This is a genomic window from Proteus sp. G2618, assembly GCF_009915995.1.
GTDB classification, from domain to species: domain Bacteria; phylum Pseudomonadota; class Gammaproteobacteria; order Enterobacterales; family Enterobacteriaceae; genus Proteus; species Proteus terrae.
In genome coordinates this window covers 185,951-210,935 of the sequence record NZ_JAABNI010000005.1, presented here as the reverse complement: position 1 = coordinate 210,935, position 24,985 = coordinate 185,951, and the positions used below count along the sequence as shown (strand labels likewise).

The window sequence follows — 24,985 nt, the reverse complement described above, 5'->3', positions numbered from 1 at the left end:
TAAGAATGGTACAGATACATGCGGCTAAAAAAGGCTTTATTTTGCATAGCGCGTGAATTCCTGTTAGTTTGTTGCTTACTCTCTATTTCTGTATATATCCACAGTATTTTCTTCACTAAATGATTGGTAATTATGGACGTCTCATATCTGCTAGAAGGCCTTAATGATAAACAGCGCGAAGCAGTAGCCGCATCTCGTATTAATATGTTGGTGTTAGCTGGTGCAGGTAGTGGTAAAACACGGGTATTGGTACATCGTATCGCTTGGTTATTATCTGTTGAACAAGCTTCTCCTTTTTCGATTATGGCTGTGACGTTTACCAATAAAGCCGCCGCAGAGATGCGCCATCGTATTGAAGACTTAATTGGTACAAGTCAAGGCGGTATGTGGATTGGCACTTTCCATAGCCTTGCTCATCGCTTATTACGCGCACACTATCTTGATGCAAATTTGCCACAAGACTTCCAAATTATTGACAGTGATGATCAATATCGCCTTATTCGCCGTATTGTTAAATCAATGAATCTTGATGATAAACAATGGCCTGCACGTCAAGGTATGTGGTATATCAACGGTAAAAAAGATGAAGGTTTGCGACCACAACATATTCAAACTTATGGTAATCCTGTTGAAACAACGTGGTTGAAAGTATATCAGGCATATCAAGAAGCTTGTGATCGTGCAGGGCTGGTGGACTTTGCTGAGCTTTTATTACGCGCTCATGAACTTTGGCTTAATAAACCTCAAATTTTAGAGCATTACCAAAATCGCTTTACCAATATCTTGGTTGATGAATTCCAAGATACTAACCGTATTCAATATGCATGGATAAGAATGCTGGCAGGTCAAACGGGTAAAGTGATGATTGTTGGCGATGACGATCAATCTATTTATGGCTGGCGTGGTGCGCAAGTTGAAAATATTCAAAACTTCTTAAATGAGTTTCCTGGCGCAGAGACTATCCGGTTAGAGCAAAATTATCGTTCTACAAGCAACATTTTAAAAGCCGCGAATGCGCTAATTGCCAATAACAGTGACAGATTAGGTAAAAACTTGTGGACTGAAGGTGCAGAAGGCGAGCCTATTTCGCTGTATTGCGCTTTTAATGATTTAGATGAAGCGCGTTATGTTGTCGGCCGAATTAAGCGCTGGCAAGAAGAAGGCGGTGCGTTAACAGACTGTGCCATTCTTTATCGTAGCAATGCTCAATCTCGTATAATGGAAGAGGCGTTATTACAAGCCGCTATGCCATATCGTATCTATGGTGGTCAGCGTTTCTTCGAGCGTCAAGAAATTAAAGATGCACTCTCTTATATGCGATTAACAGCTAATCGCCATGATGATGCTTCTTTTGAACGTGTTGTGAATACACCAACACGGGGTATTGGTGATAGAACATTAGATATTGTTCGCCAAGTTGCGAGAGATAACCAAATTACCTTATGGGAAAGCGCATTACAGGTTATCGAACATAAAATGTTGGCAGGACGTGCAACCGCTGCAATTCAACGATTCTTAGAACTGATTGAAACACTCGCCTCTGAAACAGCAGATATGCCATTACATGTGCAAACAGACCGAATTATTCGTGATTCAGGTTTAAAAGCGATGTATGAGCAAGAAAAAGGTGAAAAAGCACAAGCTCGTATTGAAAACTTAGAAGAGTTAGTCACCGCGACACGCCAATTTAGCTATCAAGATGAAGACGAAGATTTAATGCCCCTGCAAGCGTTTCTTTCGCACGCCGCATTAGAATCAGGGGAAAGCCAAGCCGATGCATATCAAGATGCCGTACAGTTAATGACACTTCACTCCGCTAAAGGGCTTGAATTTTCACAAGTCTTTATTGTGGGTGTCGAAGAAGGAATGTTCCCAAGTCAAATGTCGCTAGATGAAGGTGGACGTTTGGAAGAAGAGCGTCGCTTGGCTTATGTCGGTGTCACGCGAGCAATGAAAAAGTTAACACTCACTTACGCTGAAAATCGCCGTCTATATGGAAAAGAAGTCAGTCATCGGCCTTCTCGTTTTATTGGTGAGTTACCTAAAGAGTGTGTCGAAGAAGTCCGTTTACGTGCGACAGTTTCACGTCCTGTTAATCATAGCCGTTTAGGCACTCCAATTATCAGCAATGACAGTGGCTATTCACTTGGACAACGTGTGAAGCACCCTAAATTTGGTGATGGCACCATTATCAATATTGAAGGTAGCGGTGAACATTGCCGATTACAAATCGCTTTTAATGGTGAAGGGATTAAATGGCTGGTGGCCGCATTTGCTCGATTGGAATAAGCTTCGATTTGAAGTGAGTTAGCATTATCCCAATATAAAAAAACACCCTTACTTATTTGGTAGATAAGTTGGGGTGTTTTTTTAAGGGAAGTTCGAGTTGGTTACTTAATAATCTCATTATCTATTCTTGCTTAATGGGATTAATTGATGAAGCTCTCTAGTGTCTTCTTTCATACCTACTCTTTTGTCGCACCTTGCTCGCGAACTTTACCTGTCTCTTTTTCTAGTAATGAATTGTTGATCGAAAATACTGAGGAAGTCCTTTGTGATACTTATCATCCCAGTAAACCCATCAATGAATTTGAAGAAGATTTGTACTGTAAGTTATTGAGACATCAGCGTGATTTTGTTCCTCGTGTCAATCTCTATTTCAGTGTCGTTATTAATCATATTCAATTGATTAATAACGTAATATCAACGTTATTTAGACGTTCATATCGCTATGTAGAGGAGATGTCAAAGAGTGCGCATTCATTACAGAAGAATAAGAAGAAAAAACTCTCTTCCGCTTTTACACAAATCAGTAATTTAGCGGAAGAGCGAGTTTTAGAAGGCTAACTACGTCTTAAATGGCGTTGTGTATAGAGTGCATCAAGTGTAAAGAGGATCAGCGCAACCCAAATAAAGCCAAAGGTGACTAATCGTTCTGCATCAATTTGTTCGCCATATACCATTGTCGCGAGAATAAACATCAAGGTTGGGCCAATGTATTGGAAAAAGCCCAAGGTTGATAAACGCAGATGGTGCGCTGCTTCTGTAAAGAGCAATAACGGTACAGTAGTAATAATACCGGCGGCAATTAACAAGGTATTTAATGACCAGCTATTTTCAAGCATATTGCTAGTCGGTGAATGTGTGAAAAATAAGATATAAACTAATGCGACAGGGAATAGCCATAATGTTTCTACCAGCATGCCTGTTTGTGCATCAACACCCAATTTTTTACGCAGTAAGCCATAAAGACCAAAAGTCACGGCGAGGCTTAATCCAATCACAGGTACTGAACCAAAGTGCCAGAGTTGAATAAATACACCAGTAAATGCTAAACCTACTGCTACCCATTGCATACGACGGAAACGCTCGCTTAAGAAAAGCATGCCAAACAGTACGTTAACCAGTGGGTTAATAAAGTAACCAAGACTGGCTTCTAGCATATAGCCGTGGTTAACCGCCCATATATAGGTAAGCCAGTTAGTTGCGATAATGACGGCAGTCAGTGCTAAAAGAAGAATCTTTTTAGGTTGGCGTATTAATTGGCGTAAATAAGGCCAATGACGGCTAATCGTCATTAAAATCAACATAAAAAAGAACGACCATAAAATACGGTGTGTTAAGATCTCTTCTGCAGGCACTTCTTGAATGCTTTTAAAATAGACAGGGGCAATACCCCAGATCAAATAGGCGCCTAAGGCACATAAAACGCCTTTCATCGTGTTTTTCTGGCTCATGCTATCTCTGGAATTGATGGAAAGGAAATGTGTGACGGGGTTATCATACCCAATGACATTATCTACTGTGTCATTAGGCATGTATTTTTACAAGTAATTAATACTAATCCAAGCATCATCGTGCGCAATGATTTTTAACAAAGGCTTAACCAACAATATAGGTTGCTGTTCCACTGGCAATATGAACTTGTTTTTCATTATGTAATTCAACACGAGCAACAGACACTTTATTGCCACTGCGTAAAATATGACTACTTGCTGTAAAACATTCTCCACGTCCTGGTCTTAAATAATCAACACGTAAGTCGATTGTGCCCATATTAGCGAGTTTTTGTTCGAGTTGCTCTTGGGATATTGGTGCCAAACGTGTTAATGCGTTACCGACACAAACTAGTCCTGCACTGACATCAAGTACAGAAGCAATGAGCCCACCATGTAAGATACGTTGAGCAATATTGCCAACAAGTTTATCTTGATACCGAAATTGAATTTCAGCGTAGTCTTGTTCAAAGCGAACTAGTTCTAAGCCGATTAATTGATTAAAGGGCATCTTATAAACAAAAACATGACCAATTAGTGTTTGAGCCTCTTCTAATGTTAACTGTTTTTCCATTTTTAGAACCCCTGATATCACGTCATTAAGTTAATGTTATGTTAATGATACATGACAAAATCGTAATTGCACATTCGTGCTATAAATATAATGGTGTAAAAATATACGAGATTTAATGGCGATTACGTGTAAAATATGGGCACTAAAGTGTAATAAAGCACATATATAAGAACTAATTCTAAAGTAAGCACTAACTTCTATATTATTCAATAATGAAACAGGATAATTAACTATGCGTTACATCCGTTCTTTACTTGCGGTGACTTTATTCTATCCAGCATGGGGATTTGCATCCGAAATACAAGCATCATCATCTCCTGCACCGCTTGTTCAGGGCAGTATCATTTCTGGTTTATTACAAGAATACGATTCACCTTTTGTTCTTTATCCTTATGAATCCAATTATATTATTTACACTGATACCTCTGATATGAATAAAGAGGCTATTCAAAGTTATGATTGGAGCAATAAGGCTAAAAAAGATGAGGTGAAATTTCAGCTTAGTTTGGCCTTCCCTTTATGGCGAGGTATTGCGGGTGAAAACTCTGTTTTAGCGGCATCTTATACTCAACGTTCTTGGTGGCAACTCAGTAATAAAAAAGAATCAGCCCCTTTTCGTGAGACAAACTATGAACCGCAACTTTTTCTAGGTTGGGCAACAGACTATAAATTTGCAGGTTGGACACTTCGTGAAATAGAAACAGGTTTTAACCACGAATCGAATGGACGTTCTGATCCTACATCTCGTAGTTGGAACCGTGCTTATGCACGTTTTATGGTACAAAAAGGTAATTTACAACTTGATCTAAAGCCTTGGTATCGCTTTAGTGAAAGTGCTCAACGTGATGATAATCCAGAGATTAATCGTTATATGGGTTATTACCGATTAAAAGCAGGCTATCGATTAGGCGAAAGTGTGATCACTGCGACTGGACGTTATAACTGGAACAGTGGTTATGGGGCGGCTGAATTGGGTTGGAGCTACCCAATTACTAAGCATGTACGCTTTTATACCCAAGTATTTAGTGGTTATGGCGAATCAATGATTGATTATAACTTTCGTCAAACACGAATCGGTGTTGGCGTGATGCTTAATGATATGCTGTAATTTTCCCCGTTCTGGGTTAGCATAGCGCTATAAATGATGATGGCACCTTCACATTGGTGCCTTTTCTTTTACTCCTCATCATAGTTTTTATCAGCAGCTTTTCAGAGGAACGGTGTGTCCACAGCAGAAGTTCTTAATTCAATGCCATCAGCACAGGCTATTTTGCGAGAAACCTTTGGTTATCAGCAATTTCGTCCTGGTCAGCAAGAAATCATCCATACCATTACAACTGGGAGAGATTGCCTAGTTGTGATGCCGACAGGGGGTGGTAAATCCCTTTGTTATCAAATTCCCGCATTATTACTCGATGGGTTGACTGTGGTTGTTTCGCCACTTATCTCACTGATGAAAGATCAGGTTGATCAACTTTGCCTTCATGGTATTGAAGCTACTTATTTAAATTCAACCCAAACGCGTGAAGAGCAGTTTGATGTTCAAATACGTTGTCAAAAGGGTGAAATAAAACTGCTGTATATTGCCCCTGAGCGTTTGATGATGGAGAGTTTTCTTCATCAATTAGTGCAATGGAAACCCGTATTACTCGCTGTTGATGAAGCACACTGTATTTCACAATGGGGACATGATTTTCGTCCTGAATATCGCGGCATAGGGTTATTAAGGCAATATCTTCCTGATGTTCCCATTATTGCGTTGACGGCAACGGCAGATAATACAACACGTTACGATATTATTAATCAGCTAGTGTTGCGTGATCCGTTAATCCATATCAGTAGTTTCGATAGGCCGAATATCCGCTACACTTTAGTAGAGAAATACAAACCACTTGATCAGCTTTGGTTATTTATTCGTGGCCAGAAAGGAAAGTCAGGCATTATTTACTGTAATAGTCGCAATAAAGTTGAAGAAACAGCAGAACGCCTGAGTAAACGAGGATTAAGCATCGCGGGTTATCATGCCGGAATGGAAATTGCACAACGTGCGAAAGTACAAGAAGCTTTTCAGCGTGATGACTTACAAATTGTGGTAGCTACTGTCGCGTTTGGTATGGGGATAAACAAGCCCAATGTCCGATTTGTAGTTCACTTTGATATTCCGCGAAATATTGAATCTTATTATCAAGAAACAGGGCGTGCAGGGCGAGATGGGTTACCTGCAGAAGCCGTATTATTTTACGATCCTGCCGATATGGTGTGGTTGCGTCGTTGTTTAGATGAAAAGCCAGAAAGTGATCAAAAAGCCATTGAAATGCATAAGCTTAATGCAATGGGAGCATTTGCTGAAGCTCAAACATGCCGACGCTTAGTGTTACTAAATTACTTCGATGAACATCGACAAAATGCTTGTGGTAACTGTGATATTTGCCTTGACCCTCCTAAGCAATATGATGGTTTAGTGGATGCGCAAAAGGCATTGTCTTGTATTTATCGTACTGGTCAGCACTTTGGTATTGGTTATATTGTTGAAATTTTAAGAGGCGCGAATAATCAGCGTATTCGAGATTCAGGACACGATACATTACCTGTTTATGGTATTGGTAAAGCGCAAAGTCATGAGCATTGGGTGAGTGTTATTCGTCAGCTTATTCACCTAGGTATGGTGACACAAAATATTGTTCATCGCTCAGCATTACAACTGACAGAGATGGCAAGGCCAATCTTACGTGGTGAAGTACCATTACAATTAGCTGTACCAAGATTATTAAGCCCAACAAAAAGCCGTAATCAACAAACAAAAAATGCCCATAGACAGTACGATAGAAAATTATTTGCGAAACTACGTAAATTACGTAAATCTATTGCTGATGAAGAAAACATTCCGCCATTTGTCGTCTTTAATGATGTCACATTGATTGAAATGGCAGAGCAGTGCCCCGTTTATCCAGATGAACTGTTATTAATAAACGGTGTTGGACAACGAAAATTAGAACGATTTGGACCCGCTTTTATGACACTCATTCGTGACCATATTGAAGGCTTTGAATAACGCCAATAAGGAGAGCCAATGACAACCACTCTGTTAAAATATTCGTGGTTATCGCGTGAAAAGCAGTTTTCTGCATTTACGAACGGCGTCTTATTGGATTTTTGGGGGCAACGCGAAGAAGGTGAATTTGTTGGTGTTGATGGTGCAAAAATTCGCTATGTTCATTGGCGCTCACCATCGCATAATAAAGCACTGGTTATTGCTTCAGGCCGTAGCGAAAGCTATGTAAAGTACCCTGAAGTTGCATTCGATTTCTTTCACTCAGGCTATGATATTTTTCTTCTTGACCATCGAGGACAAGGGCTTTCTGACAGACTATTAGAAGATACGCAAAAAGGGCATGTAGAGAAATTCAGTGATTATATCGATGATTTCTCGACATTCGTTGATACGATAGTGTTGCCTTTTCAATACCCACATTATTTTGCGTTAGCTCATTCAATGGGCGGTGCTATCTTAGCGGGATATCTTCTAAAGCAAACTCATGTTTTTAAAGCAGCAGCATTAAGTGCGCCGATGTTTGGTATTAAATTACCCATACCTCGCTGGGTAGCTAATTTTTTAGTTAACCGAGCAGAACAAAGTCAATCTGAAAGAAATAACTACGCGGTATCAACAGGTAAATGGTTTCCACTGCCATTTATCCTTAATGTATTAACACATAGCCATGAGCGATATCGTCGGTATTTACGTTATTATGCTGATTTTCCAGAACTACGATTAGGCGGGCCTACTTATCATTGGATGGGAGAAAGTCTAAAAATGGGAGATTGGTTAATTGAACATGCGGGAGAGATTAATACCCCTCTATTAGTGCTCGAAGCAGAGCTTGATAAAGTGGTAGATAATCAAGAGCTAAGGGCTTTCTGTGAACGTTATAGTCAGTCCAGAACAAGAGAAGAAAAGCAAAAACTGCCACTGGTGATTGAGGGTGCGCATCATGAAATCTTGTTCGAAATAGATAAGCTACGCTCACAAGCATTAAATGAAATCTGTGAGTTTTATGATAAGCATTTATTTTAATCAGGAATGTGTATGTATTCGATAGTCGCTTCAGATCTTGATGGCACACTGTTATCACCTAATCATGTATTAACTCCCTATACGCAAGAAACCCTGCACCTACTTATTAATAAAGGTGTGCATTTTGTATTTGCAACAGGTCGTCATCATGTTGATGTCGCACAGATCCGCGATGGATTAGGCATTAACGCTTATATGATAACCTCTAATGGTGCGCGAGTGCATAACACGCATGGTGACCTTATTTTTAGCCAAGATCTTGAACCTGAAATTGCTTATGACTTGGCTCTTATGGTTTTTGATCACCCTGAAATTGAAACTAATATTTATGCTGGTGATTATTGGTATGTTAATAAAGAGATGCCAGGGGCTTGTGAGTTTTTTCGAGAGTCAGACTTTGGCTATGAGCTATATTGCAAAACAGGATTTCCAACTACTAATGTGTGTAAGGTCTTCTTCACCTCTGATGATCATGAACTATTACTGAAGCTAGAGAATGAAATTAATCAGCGCTGGGGTGATAAGGTCAATGTAAGTTTCTCACTGCGTAATTGCTTAGAGGTGATGGCAGGGGGTGTATCTAAAGGTGAGGCCCTAGAGAAAGTGGCTGAACTGATGCAACACTCTGCAAAAGATGCTATCGCATTTGGCGATGGTATGAATGATAAAGAGATGCTACAAATGGCGGGTAAAGGTTGCATTATGGAAAATGCCCATCAAGCATTAAAAGATCTTCTCCCCAATATGGAAGTGATTGGAGCTAATGCCGATGAAGCTGTGCCCCATTATTTACGTAAATTATATCAAGTGTGATCCTATCTAAAGAAAAAAGGCGAACAAAATGTTGTTCGCCTTTTTTTATCTTTTTAAATCAGCCTAAATTTCGTTAGTGATATTGCATTGTAAATTGCAATGTACCGTTTGCTTTTCCCGCACTTGTCGTATCGGATGTTTGAATATAACCCGCTTCCAAAGGAATAGAATAACTTCCGGAACTGCTGTTTTTTTCACTTACTGTAATTAATTGTCCCAGCTTTATTGGCTGGTTTTGATACTTAATCTGTATACCATAACCTTTGGCTGTATTACTGTCTGTTGGGTTACTTAAGCCAATGGTGCCTGCGGTTTGTTGGCTATCGGCAACACCATCGAAGCGAATTTTTATCGGTGAAACAGGATCACAACTCAAATCAATATTGAAATTTTTAATACTCTCAGGACTTACAGATCCAACACCATTAAAACTGGATTTAGGGACAGCTTCAAGCGGTACATTAATATTGTTATTTATGACATCACAACCACTAGAAATAATGGTCAATGGTGAAAGATTAATTCGTGGTTCTGTTTTTCCTGTATAGTCACTGGTGATAAAACCATTGTTATAGACGATTAACATCGCAGCCCATATACCTGGAATGGTTTGTGATTTCACATTATCACGTAGCTTATACAGCTTCATTTCTAATGTAACGGAGTAATTACCACTGGTGGCGTTGGATGAACAAATAAGCCTGTTGCTATAGTTACCATCAATATTTTGCTGACCATCGACATAAGCAGACCCACTACAACTTCCGCTAATCGTGCCATGTAACGTATAGCCAATACCACTGTTGTTAAGTTCTTTGACATAAGCCCCATTCACTCTAGGACTGGAAGCATTAAACGAACCAGGTAAATAAATCCCTGGTCTAACTTCGCCTCCAGAAAGGTTCCACCATGTCCATGCATTCATTGTTCCTAACGGGATTGTGGCGACTTCTGTTAAAATTGGTGCTGAACGCGATACGTAAATAGGTGCTGAATAAGTTACTGTCTTAGTAGTGAGCTCTGCCCTAAATTCAGCCATAGTGGTTGATGTATACAAAAAAGCAGACAGACAACCTAGTGTTATATATTTATTCATTGTTATCACCTATCTGCAATCAAGTTGTAAAAACTGGATCTTTTCTAACGAGAGATCCGCATTTAAAAATGTTTTGCATTGTTCAACGGCGCTGTTACCCCATTTAGCACGTAACTGGCTCTGCTCAGGTACACCATTTAAGAAAACTTCACCATCATTGGCAACAATCCCACTTGAAAGCACTTGTCCATGTTGATAAATCTCAACTTGAGTACCAAATGGCAATGGTGTTCCATTGTAGTGTAAGTTTGCAAGCACACGAGCCCCTTTTCTTGCTTTGAAATCAGCTAAAACAATTGCTCCTTTGGTCGGTATAACCGTCGTTGATGTTAATTCAACATCGTTATTACCCGTTAAAGAGGCAGGATCGACGGTGACTTTATTGCGTTCATAACGTGAAACATTAGGAATAACCGCATAGCCTTGGTTATTGGTATAAAGGCTCTGCGCACTACTGACTTTTAAGTTACCAACATCTTCCGCTTTAATTAAAATTGCAGAATCATAGATTGTACGAGATGGTGTTATACCACCTTGATGAATTAAGAGCGCACCATTTACTCCCCAATTCATTGATTGATAACGTTTATCATAACTGTAACCTGCATTTACTTCGCCACCGGATGCACTGTAATTACCATTGACTGACCCACTATATTCTTGGCGAGTATGATTATAATTTTGTGATACATCATATTGCAGATTGTTGTCTTCTAGCTGTGTTCCACTGACACTCACTGAGCTAATCGAATCACCTTGTCGGCTGGTGTTGTAGCGATAACTTAACCAATTATTATTTTGAGTAAAATTAAACGGTAGACTTAAATTAATGGATAAAATCTGATCGGTTAGCCCACTTTCCTGGCGCTTGTTATACGCATAAGAGACGCTATAACTTAAAGCACGGTAGTTAGAGTTAAAACTGAGATTGACATTACGATCGACTCTGTCTTGATACCAATAATATTGTTGATAACCATTTAATGAGAGATAACCCATATCACCTAAAGATTGTGATACAGATAACTGAAACTGTTTTTTCTTACGGTAAAGATGAGAAAAACGCTCATTAGCAGCCGAGAAATCATAATAATTTTTTGTTGAATAGCGATAAGACGCCAGTGAAAAACCTGTTTGGGTGTCAGGTAAATATTTAGAATATTGAATACGATAAGATTGTCCTTGAGCTTCATCATCATTTATTAAGGTTGTTTTCGCGTGAGTAATATCGGCAGAAACGGCACCTAAATAGCCAAGATTAACCCCAGTACCTAATGCATAAGCTTGGTAATCTGCAGAGATTAATGTGCCACCATAAATGGATAAATTATAAGGGAGCCCATAAATAGCAGAGGTTTGAAAAAAATTAGGCTTTCTCGCAGCTGTATCAGCATGATACTTACCGATATCTACACTGTATTTTAAGCTACCTGCACGTTGCATCATGGGAACAGCTGAAAAGGGTTGTGAAAAAGTACGAGTTGTTCCATCCGCTTCTTCAATCGTGACTTGTAAATCACCACTGTAAGAGGTGGGATATAAATCTGAAATAGCAAATTCACCCGGTGGAACGGATGTTTGGTAAATCACACTGTTATTTTGACGAACAGTAACCACGGCATTGCTTTGAGCAATTCCTCTCACAACGGGGGCAAATCCTCGTTGGCTTTGTGGCAACATACTTTCATCAGAAGCAAGTTTAATACCACGATATGGAATACTCTCTAATACATCATTATCAGAGGCAGTTTCGCCGAGGGTTAAACGGCTTTTTAAACTACGAATATCTCTCTCAATATAAGTTTGCAAACTCTTCCACTGCGAAGAGTTATCACTGTTTTTATTATAGTTACTGTGATTACGCAAACGCCAAGCACCGACATTAACACCACTGCGTAACCCTAAAAAAAGAGAGTCGCTATTATGTTGATCATGATACCAATACTTATTTTGTCGATAGGTGTAATTCACAAAAGCCGCATTAATGCCATCATTCCATTGTGTGGGGGGGATATAGCCTTGCCCATAATTATATAAAGCAATTTGTGGTATAGAAAATGACAGGCGTGCTCGTGAAAAATCATACTGATATGTTGCATTTGGAATAACTCGAGCAATATCAGTGATCGTTTCATTTTTAATTTGTTGATTAGATGGTGGTATTACAGACTCTTTGACGCCCCAATTTAATAAGTCTTGTTTAGTTATCTCTGGTGTAAGTGTCTTTTTTTCTTCGTTAAAAATAAAACGTACTTGGCGGTTATCAATTAATTTATTATTGAGATAAATATCAACAGAATAGACGCCAGGAAGTTGACCTCCGGCATAAGAAAAATAATCAAGGCTATTAATATCCGCAACTTGATTTTCTATTCCTAAATTGAGTGCATCAGGGTTAAATTGCTCTTCAGCCGTTACCTGATAAGGATATAAAATAGTGGCGATCGCCATGGTCAGCAAACCGTGGCGATTGAGATTATTGGTAGAAAATACGAATAATCGTTTTGTTGATAACGCTATTATGGATAAAGTCATCGCCATACGCTCTTAGTTTAATACTTTATCTACAGTTGCACCGTAGTCATTAATAAACTGTACTGTAACTTTCTGAGAAGTAGTTGTTTCTTTTAGTAATACAACTTCTTGATGTGGCTGAATTAAAGGATCGTAAGGGTGGCGTTTATCATCAATAAAAATATGTTTAATGGTTAAGTGATAAGGTGTGTTGTTCTTAAGCACTAAGCCTTGATTTTGTTTTGATAGTTCGACGTTATTAAAATTAAGTGGCTCGATATCATGAGCTCGTAAAAAGAGCTTAAATTGAGAATTAATCACCAACTGAAGTTGATTTTCAGGACTTTTTTCAACGGGAGGAATAGATTTTATATTAAGCCAATAGACAACTTCGGTATTTGAGTTTAAGGGGGCTCCTGTATAAGAAATACGTGCCGTACCAGTGCTATCTGGCTCAATACGAAAAAGAGGGGGAGTTGCAATAAAAGGTGTTTTGTCATTACCTTGAAAAGCTGAAACCCAACTTTGGATCAAATAAGGTTTTTCTTTATCGGTATTTAGAACTGGGATGCTGATTTCACGAGCATTATCGTTATAAACAAACCGTGTTCCACCCACACTTATCCCTGCTGCATGGCATACCGTTATGAGAGAAAAGTAAAAAAATAATGTGAGAAAAATATTCTTTTTCATATTGGTGCTATAAAGTTAAGAAGAAATAAGAGGGTAATAAGTATTACCCTCATTTTTTATTATTTATATTGGATGCTATAGACGGCTGAGCCGTTAGCTGGGCCTGGTGTTGCTTGTGCTGTTGCTTTATAACGAGCAACATAATCTAAGTTAATTTCAGTACCATTAATTTCGATCTCTTTAGAGTCGTCATAGAGATTAATTTGAGATACGGCATCTTTCTCAAATAATGCAATACCGACATTTGTTGCACCACCAGAAACCTGGTCAATAGCTAGAATATCGCTATCAATTGCATCACGAGTACCGCCAAAGCGTACGGCAACAGTGGTATCAATAGGGCAATCAATTAGTTTAATTGTGAAATCTTTAAGGCCCGCGATTTCACCTTTAGTGGTTAAGCTTTTTGAAGATACTTTTCCTAAATCTACAGTCAGATTTTTAGAAGAGCTATCTACGGTGCAAGCTTGGTCTGTTATTTCTCCAGTAAAATTAATCGTGCCCGATGCAAAAGCTGCAGGTGCAGAAAGTAGAGAGAAACTCATCCCTAATAAATAGAGTGATTTATTTAATTTGCTCATGATCAGTCCTGTATAAAAAGTAATTAATTTTACTTTTTAATTTATTTATAAGTATAGATTTAAGTATAGATTTATTCGCATAGGAGATATGCCAATAAAATATAGCATTACAAAAAATTTAAGTTAATGAAGATTTACATGAGTTTTTTTGTCTTAATATCAAAATGTTTAATGTTTGTTTTTTTAATTAAGAATAATGTTTAATTAGTCATTAATTAAATCACGAGGTGAACTGTTTATTGCTAATAATAGTTTCTCTATATCCTCTATAGGGAATGAATTTTTATTCAAATAAAGATAAAAATTATATTCTTTATCATTGTTGTGCGTATTTAATTGTTTAATCGAATTTTTATTCAATTCTTCCTGAATGACAGCTAAGGGGAGTCGAGAATAGCCAAGACCATGTTTAACAAGGCTTATTGCGGTTTCCACTGAGCCAACATGAATTACTTGGTTATTATGATCGATGTCAGTATTATTGCGAAATAATGAAATATATGTATGTTTTTGTAACTCCTTACATAAATCACTATTTGGGATCTGTTGTAATGCACTTTCAGGGTGTGTCACTAACACCGTTTTAATACTTTCTAAATCAATAGGTTGTAATGATTTTATATTGTGGTGTGTTATTACTAAATCCTGATTTTTTTGAGATAATACGTCCGACTGGCTGAGTGAAACTTTATGAATATTAATATCATAATGTTTATTCTCTTTAATAAATTGCGAGACTTTATCTAAAAACAAGTCTGAAATATATAAAGGATCAATAATTATATTTATTTTTAACTTATTGTTAAGTATTAATTTTTTTGCTTCTTTCTCCAGTGAAATGGCTTTTTCAGTTAATTCTCTCGATAAATCGAGTAAGAGCTTACCTTCATGCGTAAGTACTGCTCGTCTTTTCTCTAAAGAGAGAATTTCAATGCCCAATGTTTGTTCTAATTTATTAATTGTATAGCTAATTGATGATTGTGTTCTATGTAAGGCATCTGCTGCCTGAGCAAAACCACCATAATCAACGACGGCTTGTAAGGTAATCCACTGATCGAGAGTCGTTCGGGATTTTTCCATAATGGAACCTTCTTATTATTGTTTATTTAATACTCATTCAAAATGAAGCTAGCAATATATCTTAGCATTGTTAATAGGTAGTAATACTCATTTTTTAAGCAAGTTTAAAAAATATTAACATTATAATCTGTAATGCTATTAATTAATAAGTAGTTCAGTCATTAGGGAAAATATTTATTAATTCTTATTTTTGTTATTCTCTGGATTTTATTTTATACGATTGTGATAAATCTTTTTTACTCTTTCTTATTGATTTAATTTATATAACATAAAAAATGTTGGTTATTATAATAAGTGAGAATTTTATATTTTTATTTTTTTTATTTCTTTTTTTGTTTTTATTGAATTATAAGATTTAAGTGATATTTTTCTAAAGTTAATATTTTTATAATTATCTTGTTTTTATCTTTATCATTTTTTTTCTATTTATCTTTAATTTATTCTTATTCTTTTTTTAGTATAAAGTTAAAAAAATAAAATATTCCGTATTTAGCTTAGATAATTATACTAAAATAAAGAAAACAGTTTTTGATGGTAAATACTACCTAGTAATCTAAATTAGACTGTGTGTAGTGTTAAATTTTGAGATGAGATTGAATCCTGCTATGTAAAACTATTGATGTTTAAAATTAGAATATTAAGTCCAGTGCTCTATAAATGACTTAGCATATTTTAATTTAAGGAAGAAGTAAGTGCTATTATAGACATCAAATTAAAATTTAAACACCAATAGAACAGTCATCATCACTCATATAGAGAGTGAAGTTAAGTATAAAAACGTAAAAATATGATCTAATTAAATAATTGTAGGTCGATTTTGGTTAAGCATCCGCTACTCGTAATAGTGAAGCAAAGTAATAAAGGTAAGACAAAATAGATTGTATCTTAAGGTGAATGAAACGCTTTATCCAAAATGGTATTTTTTTCTTTTGTTAAATAGGCGTTTTGTTAGAAAAATATACTGCTTTAAAATTATTTATCCGAAAAATGGCAATCTTTTTATGATGCTCATTTTATTATCTTTATATTGTTGTCGAGTGATAGATAGTTTCTATGTGTTATTATTTATCAGTTTTATTAATCAAAAAATCAAAAAATAATCTTCCTTTTTTCTAGAAATAAAAAATTAGGACGAAAATATGGATATATTTTATACAATCAACAAGCTATAAGAGAAAGAGATACATAGTGTAGGGAGGGGTAAAAATGTGAAAAAAGAATCAAGCCATTATCTTTCATTTTTTTCGAAAAAATAATGACTTTTCATCAAATTAATTGAAATGGTATTTATAATCCGCCCACTTCTCTTGGTGTTGCTCGCATTGAACTACGAATTGTATTACCCATCATATCTACTCTTGCTTGGAATGGTGGGAACGGTAATGGGATTCCGTGCTCTGCAAAGGCTAAGAGAATATTTTGGTGGATCTCGTGTCTTGCTGGCATTCTATGTCCCATCTCTGCGGCATAAACACGTAATTCGAAAATCTGAATACCTTGCTGTAAATCGACCAGATAAACTTCAGGTGCTGGGTTTTCTAAAATCATCGTAGAGCGTTTTGAGGCTTCTAATAACACATTTGTCACTTGCTCGCTGTTACAGTCTGCTGGTGCAGGGATTGTCATTACGATACGGGTGACGGAATCTGATAGTGACCAGTTAATAAATTGCTCTGTAATAAAGGCTTTATTCGGTACGATAATTTCTTTTCTATCCCAGTCAGTCAACGTAGTTGCCCGTGTGTTGATCTTAGAAATATTTCCGGTCAAATTACGAATGGTAACGGTATCGCCAATACGGATTGGTTTTTCAAATAAGATCATTAAACCAGAAATGATGTTGGCAAAAATTTCTTGTAAACCAAAACCTAACCCAACCCCCATAGCTGCTACTAGCCATTGTAATTTTGACCATTCAATCCCTAATAAAGAGAAGCCCACAATACTACCAATTAAAGTTATGGTGTATTTGGTCATGGTAGTAATGGCGTAACCTGTACCCGGTGTTAAATCAAGATGCTGTAAAATAGCTAACTCAAGTAAAGCAGGAAGGTTTCGAACTAATTGGGTTGTGATGATAATGACGAGGATCGCCACTAAAATAGAGCCCATCGTGATAGGTTGTACCGTGTTAACGCCGTTCACCGAAGAGGTAACATCCCAAAGGCGAATATTATCGACGAAAGAGAACGCCGTGTTTAACTCAGACCACAATAAGATCATCGAAACTAATGCAATCATCGTTAGAATAGAGCGAACTAAACCAATAGATTGCGCACTGATAGCATCAAGGTCTATTTCTTGTGCTTCAATTTCAAGTCCTACAGTACTTTCACCACTGCTCCCAACAATCGTATTTTCATCTTCACCTTTTGCACGCTGAGCGAGAATTTCTGCACGTTTTTGTTTAGCACGTTCAAAGGCTAATTTCCGGCGCTGAATAAGCATCCATCGCTGAATAATGTGATAAATAATCAGTAGGGCAAACCAAATGGCGACAGACATTTCTAAACGACCAAGTAAGACAATCGAGGTCGAAAGGTAACCTAATACTGCGGCTAAACCTGCAACAACCGGAGCAATCAGCAAGAACCACCATAAAATGGTGTTGATCAGGTTATCGCCAGATCCATGTTTATCAAGATAAAGTGGAACGTGGGCTTTTTTAAGGCTAGACGTAATAAAGCTTAGGGCGATACAGAGCAATAAGAAGCAGAAGCGACCAACTGTCGGTGCAAATTCTCTATCGCTATAATATTCGAAAGTGACTAATGACATCATTAGTGGAACGATGACAAAGATAGAAAGCTGGTAAAAGCGCATCGCTTTTTTAACACGGCTTTCTTTCCATTTAAATTGAGCAATAAATAGACCGTTATGACGTGCAAAGGTTGCACTGATCATAAATAACCACAGCACTGGAGCCGCAGCTGTTACCCCATATCCAATCGCTCCTGCCATTGGATAACGCCATTCAACACTTTGTAAGCCATAACCTACAGCAGACCATAACAGAGGTAATGGTAACGCAATTAAAATAGACCAAAAGACAGTGCGTATCGTCAGTGAAAAGTGATCTTGTGTGACTTTACCAATACGGTTACTGACTCTTTCAAGAAATGCGTTGTAATGTTTTCGAGTACGCAGACTAAAGCCCACAATCGATAAAGTGACAAATAAGAATAGGAACGTATCCTGATTTTTAAGCATGCTGACTGCTGCATGACCTAATTGTGAAAAGGTATCTAGCGAAAGCAGTCGAGTGATATCTTTGACTAATAAAACCGGATAATTAAATTTGATAGGGCTGATATCAGCAACCCAGAACATATAACGGTTTGTTGCATCTTTTGTTTCTTTTAAAGCATCCGCTAATTGTGTTGTTGCAACTTTTAGTTTTGTTAATTCAAGAATTTGAGAATCATAACCGGATAGCAACGAATTCAATAATTCATGACGTGCTTGGATAAGAGAATCAAAAATATATTGCTGAGCTTCAGGCAATTTAGAGCCATCGGCAGTTTCTGGTGGCTGGATCTTACTTAGGTTTTCCAGCATATCCTCATAACCTAAACGCTCAACACGTAACTGAATAATATCTCTATCAAGCTCTTGTGAACGAGGCATTTCCGGTAAGCGAGAAAGCTGTGTTCTTAATGCTTCACCTAATGCAGTAGAACCACTTAGCCACTGTGCTTGTTCTCGTATAGTAGTGAGGGTTTGACGAACTTGTTGTGTCTGTTGTGTAGTAATGCGCTGTTTTTCTGATAGCTCGCTCATTTCTTGAGTTTGTTTATTCAGGATCTGAGAGAGTTCGCGGTTAGTTTGGATCTGTTTTGTCAGAAACTCGGGTAATTCGCCACCTTGTTCGGCCAACATTTCTGTTTTTTCTAACGCAAGATCAGCGACTTCTTGGCGCTTTATGTTTAATAAGCTACGTAATTGTTGTAGTTGTACATCAAGACGCTGATAGCGTTTTTTAAACAATTCTAAGCGAAGGCGAGCGATTTCTTGGCGGTTATTAGCGGAAAGCTGTGCCATTTCAAGCTCATTAACCATCGCTTTACGTGCGGTGACTTCTGCTTGTGTGAGCTTATTTTGTGCTTCTGTTAACGGTGTTGTTGATGCACTGATAGAGGCAAGTCTTGCTGTTGCATCACTGAGTAAACGGCGTGCTTCAGAAAGCTGTTGGGGTAATAAATTTAAAGACTCGCTAATTTCACGGCTTTTATCTTGCTCTTGTTGTTGAAGCCTTGCTTGTTCCATTAATTGGCTGCTGATTTGAATAATTTTCTGTTCTAAATCAGGGATGCTAATTTTTTCAGGAATAGTAGGAACAGCGTGGCTTTCTTCAAGAAGCTTGGTTCTTAACTCTTGCGTAATTTGAGGGTAATCATCAATGGTTTTTTGATAGTTATCTGCGTTTATTTGCGCTTTTTCACCATCATTAATCCAGTTGATAGTACCTTGTAGCGCCTGAACTGCCTCAATATCTTGAGGATTGGTGCTTCCTTCAAGTTGTTTAATGTCTTGACGTAATTTCTCCACATCCGCTGATATTGCGGATGTGTTTAACGAAAGCATCAAAAAGAGCGAGAAGAAAAGGCTAATTATCAGGCGCACAAAGTTACTCCGAATTACGTGTTATTCACTGATGGCATTATTGTCATTACCAGCGACATTGATGATGGAACCCAGTTGTTCCCCCATTAATGTAACGGAGCCATTCATAAGATCTTTATTCAATTGAACAGCATTTTCTGGGAAAAGGTTGATGACTGTTGAGCCTAACTTAAATCGGCCCATTTCTTCACCTTTTTTCAAGAATATTGCTCCTGCTTTATCCGCTTGAGGATATGTCCAACGTTTGATAATACCTTCACGAGGTGGTGTTACCATGCCACACCAAACCGTTTCAATACTACCGACAATTGTTGCACCAACCAGAATTTGTATCATTGGGCCAAATTGAGTTTCAAAGAGGCAGATAATACGTTCATTACGTGCAAATAGATTAGGAACATTGGCCGCCGTTAATGGATTAACAGAGAAGAGATCGCCCGGAACATAAATCATCTCTTTTAATAAACCATCGCAAGGCATATGAACACGGTGGTAATCACGAGGAGAAAGATATGTCGTAATAAACTGACCATTACGGAACTGATCTGCCAACATAAAATTACCAGCAAGTAATGCTTCAAGGGTGTAGTGATGCCCTTTGGCTTGCAAGATTTGATCATCTTGAATTAGACCAAGTTGGCTTACTGCACCATCAGCTGGTAATGCTAGTTTGTCATCACCTTCAACGATAGGGCGAACACCGTCTTTTAAAGCACGAATAAAAAAGTCATTGAATGTAGAATAAGCTTGGAACTGGCTATCTTTTGCTTCATTCATATCAACTTTATACGCTTTCGCAAAAGCCTTGATAACAAACTGGGTGATGGCACCTGCTTTTTTATTTGCGAACCAACCTGCTAACTGTGTTAGCCATAATTTAGGCAATAAATACTGTAGTTTAATTTTTAGCTTGTCCAAAATGGCAACCTCTGGGATTAAACGATAAAAATAGACAAAAGGGGTCTATTGTACCCACCCTTAATAGGGTTGTCAGTGAATCAATTATTAAGAGTCTAAATTAATGTTCTTACGAACTTTCACCTGACTCATACTTTCTAAAATTCGATGGTAGTTTTCAAATCGCGTTTCTGCGATTTCGTTGTTTCTTACCGCTTCACTAATTAAGCAACCCGGATCATCTAAGTGCTTACAATCACGGAATTTACAACCACCAAGGTATGGTCTGAATTCAACAAAACCTTTTGTTACTTGCTCTGGCGTTAAGTGCCATAAACCAAACTCACGTACCCCTGGAGAGTCAATCACATCTCCGCCTTGTGGGAAATGGTAAAGCCGTGATGCGGTTGTGGTATGTTGGCCTAAACCTGAATTGTCAGAGACTTGATTAACAACAATGCTTTCTTCCATTGGGGGTAACAGCGTGTTAAGTAAGCTTGATTTACCGACACCGGATTGACCTGCAAAAATAGAGATACGACCGATTAGCTCTTGAGTTAGTGCTTCTAACCCTTCTTTGGTATAGCTAGAGACTTCAAGGACACGATAACCAATATCTTTATAAGTCTGCATCCACTCACTAACTGTCTTACGGCTTTCTCCATCTAACATATCGATTTTATTGAGCACAATTAGAGGCTCAACATTTAAGGTTTCACATGCTACAAGGTAACGATCGATAATATTTAAAGAAAGTTCAGGCAAAATGGCCGAAACGATAATAATTTGATCAATATTAGCGGCAATAGGCTTAATACCATCATAATAGTCAGGACGAGTAAGCACGGAAGTTCGTTCGTGCACAGCTTCTACAATACCATTTACGCGGACATTTTCCTGTGTTTGTAGCGCAGGACGCCAAACAACTTTATCACCTGTGACCAGTGATGAAATTGTGCGTCGAATATTGCATCGTGTAATTGTGCCGTCAGCAGCTTCAATATCTGCATGTTGACCAAAACGGCTGATCACTAAACCTTCGGTCGCTTCGCCTAATTGCGTATCGTCTAATTCAACGTGGTTTTTTTTCTCTTTGCTCTGCAAACGCTTTTTATGATTTTCTTGTACTCGGCGTTGCTGGCCTTTAGATAATTTACGTTTTGTCACCGATCCTCACTTGTATTATTCGGTTAGATGTTCTTCTGTCGTGCTTATTGAGTAAACGCGCTATGATAAACGCTAAAATATCATGTCTCACACTTAGAAACAGCTAGGATATATTATGTCAAAAAGCGAGAATAATCTGATCTGGATAGATCTGGAAATGACCGGTCTTGATCCTGAATGTGACCGTATCATCGAAATTGCCACTATCGTGACAGATCCTCAACTTAATATTTTAGCCGAAGGCCCTGTAATTGCAGTACATCAATCAGATGAACAATTAAGTTTAATGGATGAATGGAATACACGCACCCACACAGGTAGCGGCTTAGTTGAGCGCGTAAAAGCCAGTTCATATGATGATAATTCAGCACAAAAAGAGACAATTGAATTCCTAGAAAAATGGGTACCAAAAGGAGTATCACCTATTTGTGGTAATAGTGTGGGGCAAGATAGACGTTTTCTATACCGTTATATGCCAGAGCTAGAGCAATATTTTCACTACCGCTATCTCGATGTGAGCACATTAAAAGAATTAGCTCGCCGTTGGAAACCTGAAATTTTAGAAGGTTTTGAGAAAAAAAATACGCATCAGGCATTGGATGATATTCGTGAATCTATTGCAGAGCTTGCTTATTATCGTAAAACCTTTATTAAAGAGTAAAAAGCGTGCATTAATGATTGATATTGCATCATTATGATGATTTTATCGACATGTAATCAAAAAAACGTATTTTTTTGTTGATAAGGGCTTGCGGTTAAGCATTTTTCTCGTATAATGCGCTTCCCGTACCGATGAAGAATTTTGTTTGTACGGGTGTAAGAAAGACGCGGGAATAGCTCAGTTGGTAGAGCACAACCTTGCCAAGGTTGGGGTCGCGAGTTCGAGTCTCGTTTCCCGCTCCAATCTTTCTTAGACAATTATTAGTAGTATTATACGACGCGGGAATAGCTCAGTTGGTAGAGCACAACCTTGCCAAGGTTGGGGTCGCGAGTTCGAGTCTCGTTTCCCGCTCCAAATCTTTCACTTATAATTGTCAAAACTTACCAAATGCGGGAATAGCTCAGTTGGTAGAGCACAACCTTGCCAAGGTTGGGGTCGCGAGTTCGAGTCTCGTTTCCCGCTCCAAGTTTTTTCTCTTCTATTTCATCAAATCTCATTTTTTAATCCCCATAAAGAAAATTTTAAGTTTTTTCTCTCGCTTTTTTAAATATCGACTACACTGTTTTAGGGTGCAGGTTAAGGAATTTTACTTAATACGCGCAAAGAGAGTGTGTAGGATTTCTGATCAAAAAAGAAAATGTCATTACTGCATGTAAGATCAAGCTATTTTTTTGTGATCTATCTTTGATCTTTGCTTGCATTTCTATTTTGACAGCACTAGAATGTGCGCCTTTCCTCATTTAGAGGGAAACGAGAGGTACGATCATTTTTTAGGATTTAGGCCTTTATTCTGTTAAACATGCATTGAATAGTATTTTAGAAAAAGAAAAGAGTTTTTCAGGCTTTTCTTTAAAAAAACGTGATATATATTCTACTATTCTTTAAATCTTCCCAAATCGATTTATCCACAGTGAGATGCTAATAACCATCGCATCTAAGCACTATTTATTTTTTTACTGCACAGAGTTATCCACAAGCACGCATCATTAAGTGATAAGAATATTATGCTCTTCAATAAATTGATTGGATTTTATATCTAATTGATAATTAAGTTTATTTTAATTTTTTTAATTTTGAGTCTTAGTTCGCTTGAATTTTTTGTTCATGTTGATAGGCAAGGGATTTTTATTTTATTCACAGAGGAAATTAATGGTTACTCGTAATGCGTTTATTCTGTTAAAAATTAAGCGTCACGAGGTAAGCCCTTGGTTATCGCCCTTACTAAGCGTTTTTGTTGTGAAGTCTGTATTTTTACTTCTTTTTCATTTCTCTTCGCTGTCTGTTGTGCAATCGCCCAGTTTAAATGTTCATCTAAAACATCACTCAATCCAAAGCGTTCTTGCAAAGCAAGTATAATTTTATCTTGATAAGGTGCATTTCCTAACGCCACGCTAATATTTCTAAGCCAACGTAAATAGCCAATACGACGGATCGGTGACCCCTCAGTAATACGCAGAAATTTATCTTCATTCCATTGAAAAAGATCGAGTAATTCTGGGGTATGAAGTGCTCTTCTAGGAGAGAAATCTTCTTCGTCAGTCAGTGATGAAAAACGATTCCAAGGGCAGATAAGCTGGCAATCATCACAGCCATAAATACGATTACCCATCAGAGGACGAAATTCTTCAGGAATAGCACCATCGAGTTCGATAGTGAGATAAGAAATACAGCGACGAGCATCAATAGTATAAGGTTCAACAATGGCACCTGTTGGACAGGTTGTCATACAGGCGACACATTTACCGCATTGCTCTTCAACTGGGCTATCGGTAGGCAAGGGTAAATCAATCAGTAATTCACCAAGGAAAAACCAAGAGCCTGCTTGATTGTTAATAACAAGTGAGTGTTTACCAACCCAACCAAGTCCTGCTTTAACGGCTAATGGTCTCTCCATAATAGGTGCTGAATCAACGAAAGGACGAAAGTTGACTACCCCTTGATATTCGAATTGCTGACAATATTGTGAAATTCTTTCGCCGAGTTTTTTAAGACGTTGTCTTAATACTTTGTGATAATCCCGACCAAGTGCATAACGGCTGATATAACCTTGTTCTGGATTATTTAAGGTTCGTGCAAAAGCTGCATCCGTAGGAAGATAATTCATTCTCACACTGATAACGCGTAATGTACCCGGAACCAGTTCATGAGGCCTGGCTCGTGTCATTCCATATTTTTCCATCCACGCCATTTCACCGTGATATTGCTTATCTAACCACGCTTGCAGGCGAGGTTCTTCAAGTGATAAGTCAGTATCACATATCCCTGTTTGTTGAAAACCTAGCTCAGAACCCCATAATTTAATGTTTTGAGCGAGAAGATTAAGATCGAGTGATGACATGAATAAACCGAATCAATAGGTAAGAGGTGAGTCCTAAGAGCGCGCAGTGTATCATAGTGAGGCAGTAGGAAAAATCCTCGCAATAAATAGATTTATG

Annotated in this window: 18 protein-coding genes and 3 tRNA genes; 10 read left to right on the top strand and 11 right to left on the bottom strand. The window is 37.8% G+C overall.

Translation table 11 applies throughout. The annotated features are described in order from the left end of the window. Positions 1-132 precede the first annotated feature (132 nt). Positions 133-2,289, top strand: coding sequence for a DNA helicase II (uvrD, locus tag GWJ01_RS02215; RefSeq protein ID WP_109394742.1), 2,157 nt, complete (start codon positions 133-135; stop codon positions 2,287-2,289). Between the two features lie 147 nt (positions 2,290-2,436). Then, the gene (locus tag GWJ01_RS02210; RefSeq protein WP_109401992.1) at positions 2,437-2,847 is read left to right on the top strand and encodes a hypothetical protein; all 411 of its coding nucleotides are present in this window, start codon (positions 2,437-2,439) and stop codon (positions 2,845-2,847) included. On the opposite strand, the gene rarD is transcribed toward GWJ01_RS02210, so the two are convergent. Both rarD and GWJ01_RS02200 read right to left on the bottom strand, forming a co-directional pair. Beyond that, the gene (rarD, locus tag GWJ01_RS02205) at positions 2,844-3,737 is read right to left on the bottom strand and encodes an EamA family transporter RarD (RefSeq protein WP_098941385.1); all 894 of its coding nucleotides are present in this window, start codon (positions 3,735-3,737) and stop codon (positions 2,844-2,846) included. The two genes, GWJ01_RS02210 and rarD, sit on opposite strands and share 4 nt — an antisense overlap. Positions 3,738-3,882: 145 nt before the next feature. After that, positions 3,883-4,350 carry a thioesterase family protein gene (locus GWJ01_RS02200; RefSeq protein WP_075672777.1) on the bottom strand — a complete coding sequence of 156 codons (468 nt, stop codon included), beginning with the start codon at positions 4,348-4,350 and terminating at the stop codon, positions 3,883-3,885. A 232-nt stretch (positions 4,351-4,582) separates the two neighbouring features. Between GWJ01_RS02200 and pldA the strand changes: the two genes are divergently transcribed. The 4 genes from pldA (at position 4,583) to yigL (ending at position 9,238) form a co-directional block, all read left to right on the top strand. Next, the gene (pldA, locus tag GWJ01_RS02195) at positions 4,583-5,458 is read left to right on the top strand and encodes a phospholipase A (RefSeq protein WP_109394738.1); all 876 of its coding nucleotides are present in this window, start codon (positions 4,583-4,585) and stop codon (positions 5,456-5,458) included. A 114-nt stretch (positions 5,459-5,572) separates the two neighbouring features. Further along, positions 5,573-7,402 carry an ATP-dependent DNA helicase RecQ gene (gene recQ / locus GWJ01_RS02190; protein WP_109394736.1) on the top strand — a complete coding sequence of 610 codons (1,830 nt, stop codon included), beginning with the start codon at positions 5,573-5,575 and terminating at the stop codon, positions 7,400-7,402. Between the two features lie 18 nt (positions 7,403-7,420). Beyond that, the gene (pldB, locus tag GWJ01_RS02185) at positions 7,421-8,425 is read left to right on the top strand and encodes a lysophospholipase L2 (RefSeq protein WP_109401991.1); all 1,005 of its coding nucleotides are present in this window, start codon (positions 7,421-7,423) and stop codon (positions 8,423-8,425) included. A gap of 12 nt (positions 8,426-8,437) precedes the next feature. Further along, the gene (gene yigL / locus GWJ01_RS02180; protein ID WP_109401990.1) at positions 8,438-9,238 is read left to right on the top strand and encodes a sugar/pyridoxal phosphate phosphatase YigL; all 801 of its coding nucleotides are present in this window, start codon (positions 8,438-8,440) and stop codon (positions 9,236-9,238) included. Positions 9,239-9,311: 73 nt separating this feature from the next. On the opposite strand, the gene GWJ01_RS02175 is transcribed toward yigL, so the two are convergent. The 8 genes from GWJ01_RS02175 to rsgA all read right to left on the bottom strand — a co-directional run bounded on the left by GWJ01_RS02175 (position 9,312) and on the right by rsgA (position 21,889). Continuing rightward, positions 9,312-10,334 carry a fimbrial protein gene (locus GWJ01_RS02175; protein WP_161710637.1) on the bottom strand — a complete coding sequence of 341 codons (1,023 nt, stop codon included), beginning with the start codon at positions 10,332-10,334 and terminating at the stop codon, positions 9,312-9,314. A gap of 9 nt (positions 10,335-10,343) precedes the next feature. Beyond that, positions 10,344-12,869 (bottom strand): fimbria/pilus outer membrane usher protein, encoded by a 2,526-nt coding sequence (locus tag GWJ01_RS02170; RefSeq protein WP_109402009.1) that lies wholly within the window; start codon positions 12,867-12,869, stop codon positions 10,344-10,346. 12 nt (positions 12,870-12,881) lie between these two features. After that, positions 12,882-13,541 (bottom strand): fimbrial biogenesis chaperone, encoded by a 660-nt coding sequence (locus GWJ01_RS02165; RefSeq protein WP_109401988.1) that lies wholly within the window; start codon positions 13,539-13,541, stop codon positions 12,882-12,884. Positions 13,542-13,600: 59 nt separating this feature from the next. After that, entirely contained in the window at positions 13,601-14,122 is a 522-nt protein-coding gene (locus GWJ01_RS02160; RefSeq protein ID WP_109401987.1) for a fimbrial protein, read from the bottom strand. A gap of 204 nt (positions 14,123-14,326) precedes the next feature. Next, positions 14,327-15,202 carry a LysR family transcriptional regulator gene (locus GWJ01_RS02155; protein WP_161710636.1) on the bottom strand — a complete coding sequence of 292 codons (876 nt, stop codon included), beginning with the start codon at positions 15,200-15,202 and terminating at the stop codon, positions 14,327-14,329. Between the two features lie 1,287 nt (positions 15,203-16,489). Next, a complete protein-coding gene (gene mscM, locus GWJ01_RS02150; protein WP_109401985.1) occupies positions 16,490-19,825 on the bottom strand; it encodes a miniconductance mechanosensitive channel MscM in 3,336 nt (1,111 codons plus the stop codon). A gap of 21 nt (positions 19,826-19,846) precedes the next feature. Beyond that, positions 19,847-20,743 carry an archaetidylserine decarboxylase gene (gene asd, locus GWJ01_RS02145; RefSeq protein WP_109394728.1) on the bottom strand — a complete coding sequence of 299 codons (897 nt, stop codon included), beginning with the start codon at positions 20,741-20,743 and terminating at the stop codon, positions 19,847-19,849. Positions 20,744-20,830: 87 nt separating this feature from the next. Then, positions 20,831-21,889, bottom strand: coding sequence for a small ribosomal subunit biogenesis GTPase RsgA (gene rsgA / locus GWJ01_RS02140; protein ID WP_109394727.1), 1,059 nt, complete (start codon positions 21,887-21,889; stop codon positions 20,831-20,833). 115 nt (positions 21,890-22,004) lie between these two features. On the opposite strand from rsgA, the gene orn reads away from it, so the two are divergent. The 4 genes from orn to GWJ01_RS02120 all read left to right on the top strand — a co-directional run bounded on the left by orn (position 22,005) and on the right by GWJ01_RS02120 (position 23,015). After that, positions 22,005-22,550, top strand: coding sequence for an oligoribonuclease (orn, locus tag GWJ01_RS02135; RefSeq protein WP_109401984.1), 546 nt, complete (start codon positions 22,005-22,007; stop codon positions 22,548-22,550). Between the two features lie 166 nt (positions 22,551-22,716). Beyond that, positions 22,717-22,792, top strand: a tRNA-Gly gene (locus GWJ01_RS02130). Positions 22,793-22,828: 36 nt separating this feature from the next. Continuing rightward, positions 22,829-22,904 (top strand) — tRNA-Gly (locus tag GWJ01_RS02125). Positions 22,905-22,939: 35 nt separating this feature from the next. Further along, positions 22,940-23,015, top strand: a tRNA-Gly gene (locus tag GWJ01_RS02120). A gap of 718 nt (positions 23,016-23,733) precedes the next feature. Here the strand turns inward: GWJ01_RS02120 and queG are convergent. After that, positions 23,734-24,888, bottom strand: a complete 1,155-nt coding sequence (gene queG, locus GWJ01_RS02115; RefSeq protein WP_109394723.1) for a tRNA epoxyqueuosine(34) reductase QueG — start codon at positions 24,886-24,888, stop codon at positions 23,734-23,736. Between the last annotated feature and the right edge of the window lie 97 nt (positions 24,889-24,985).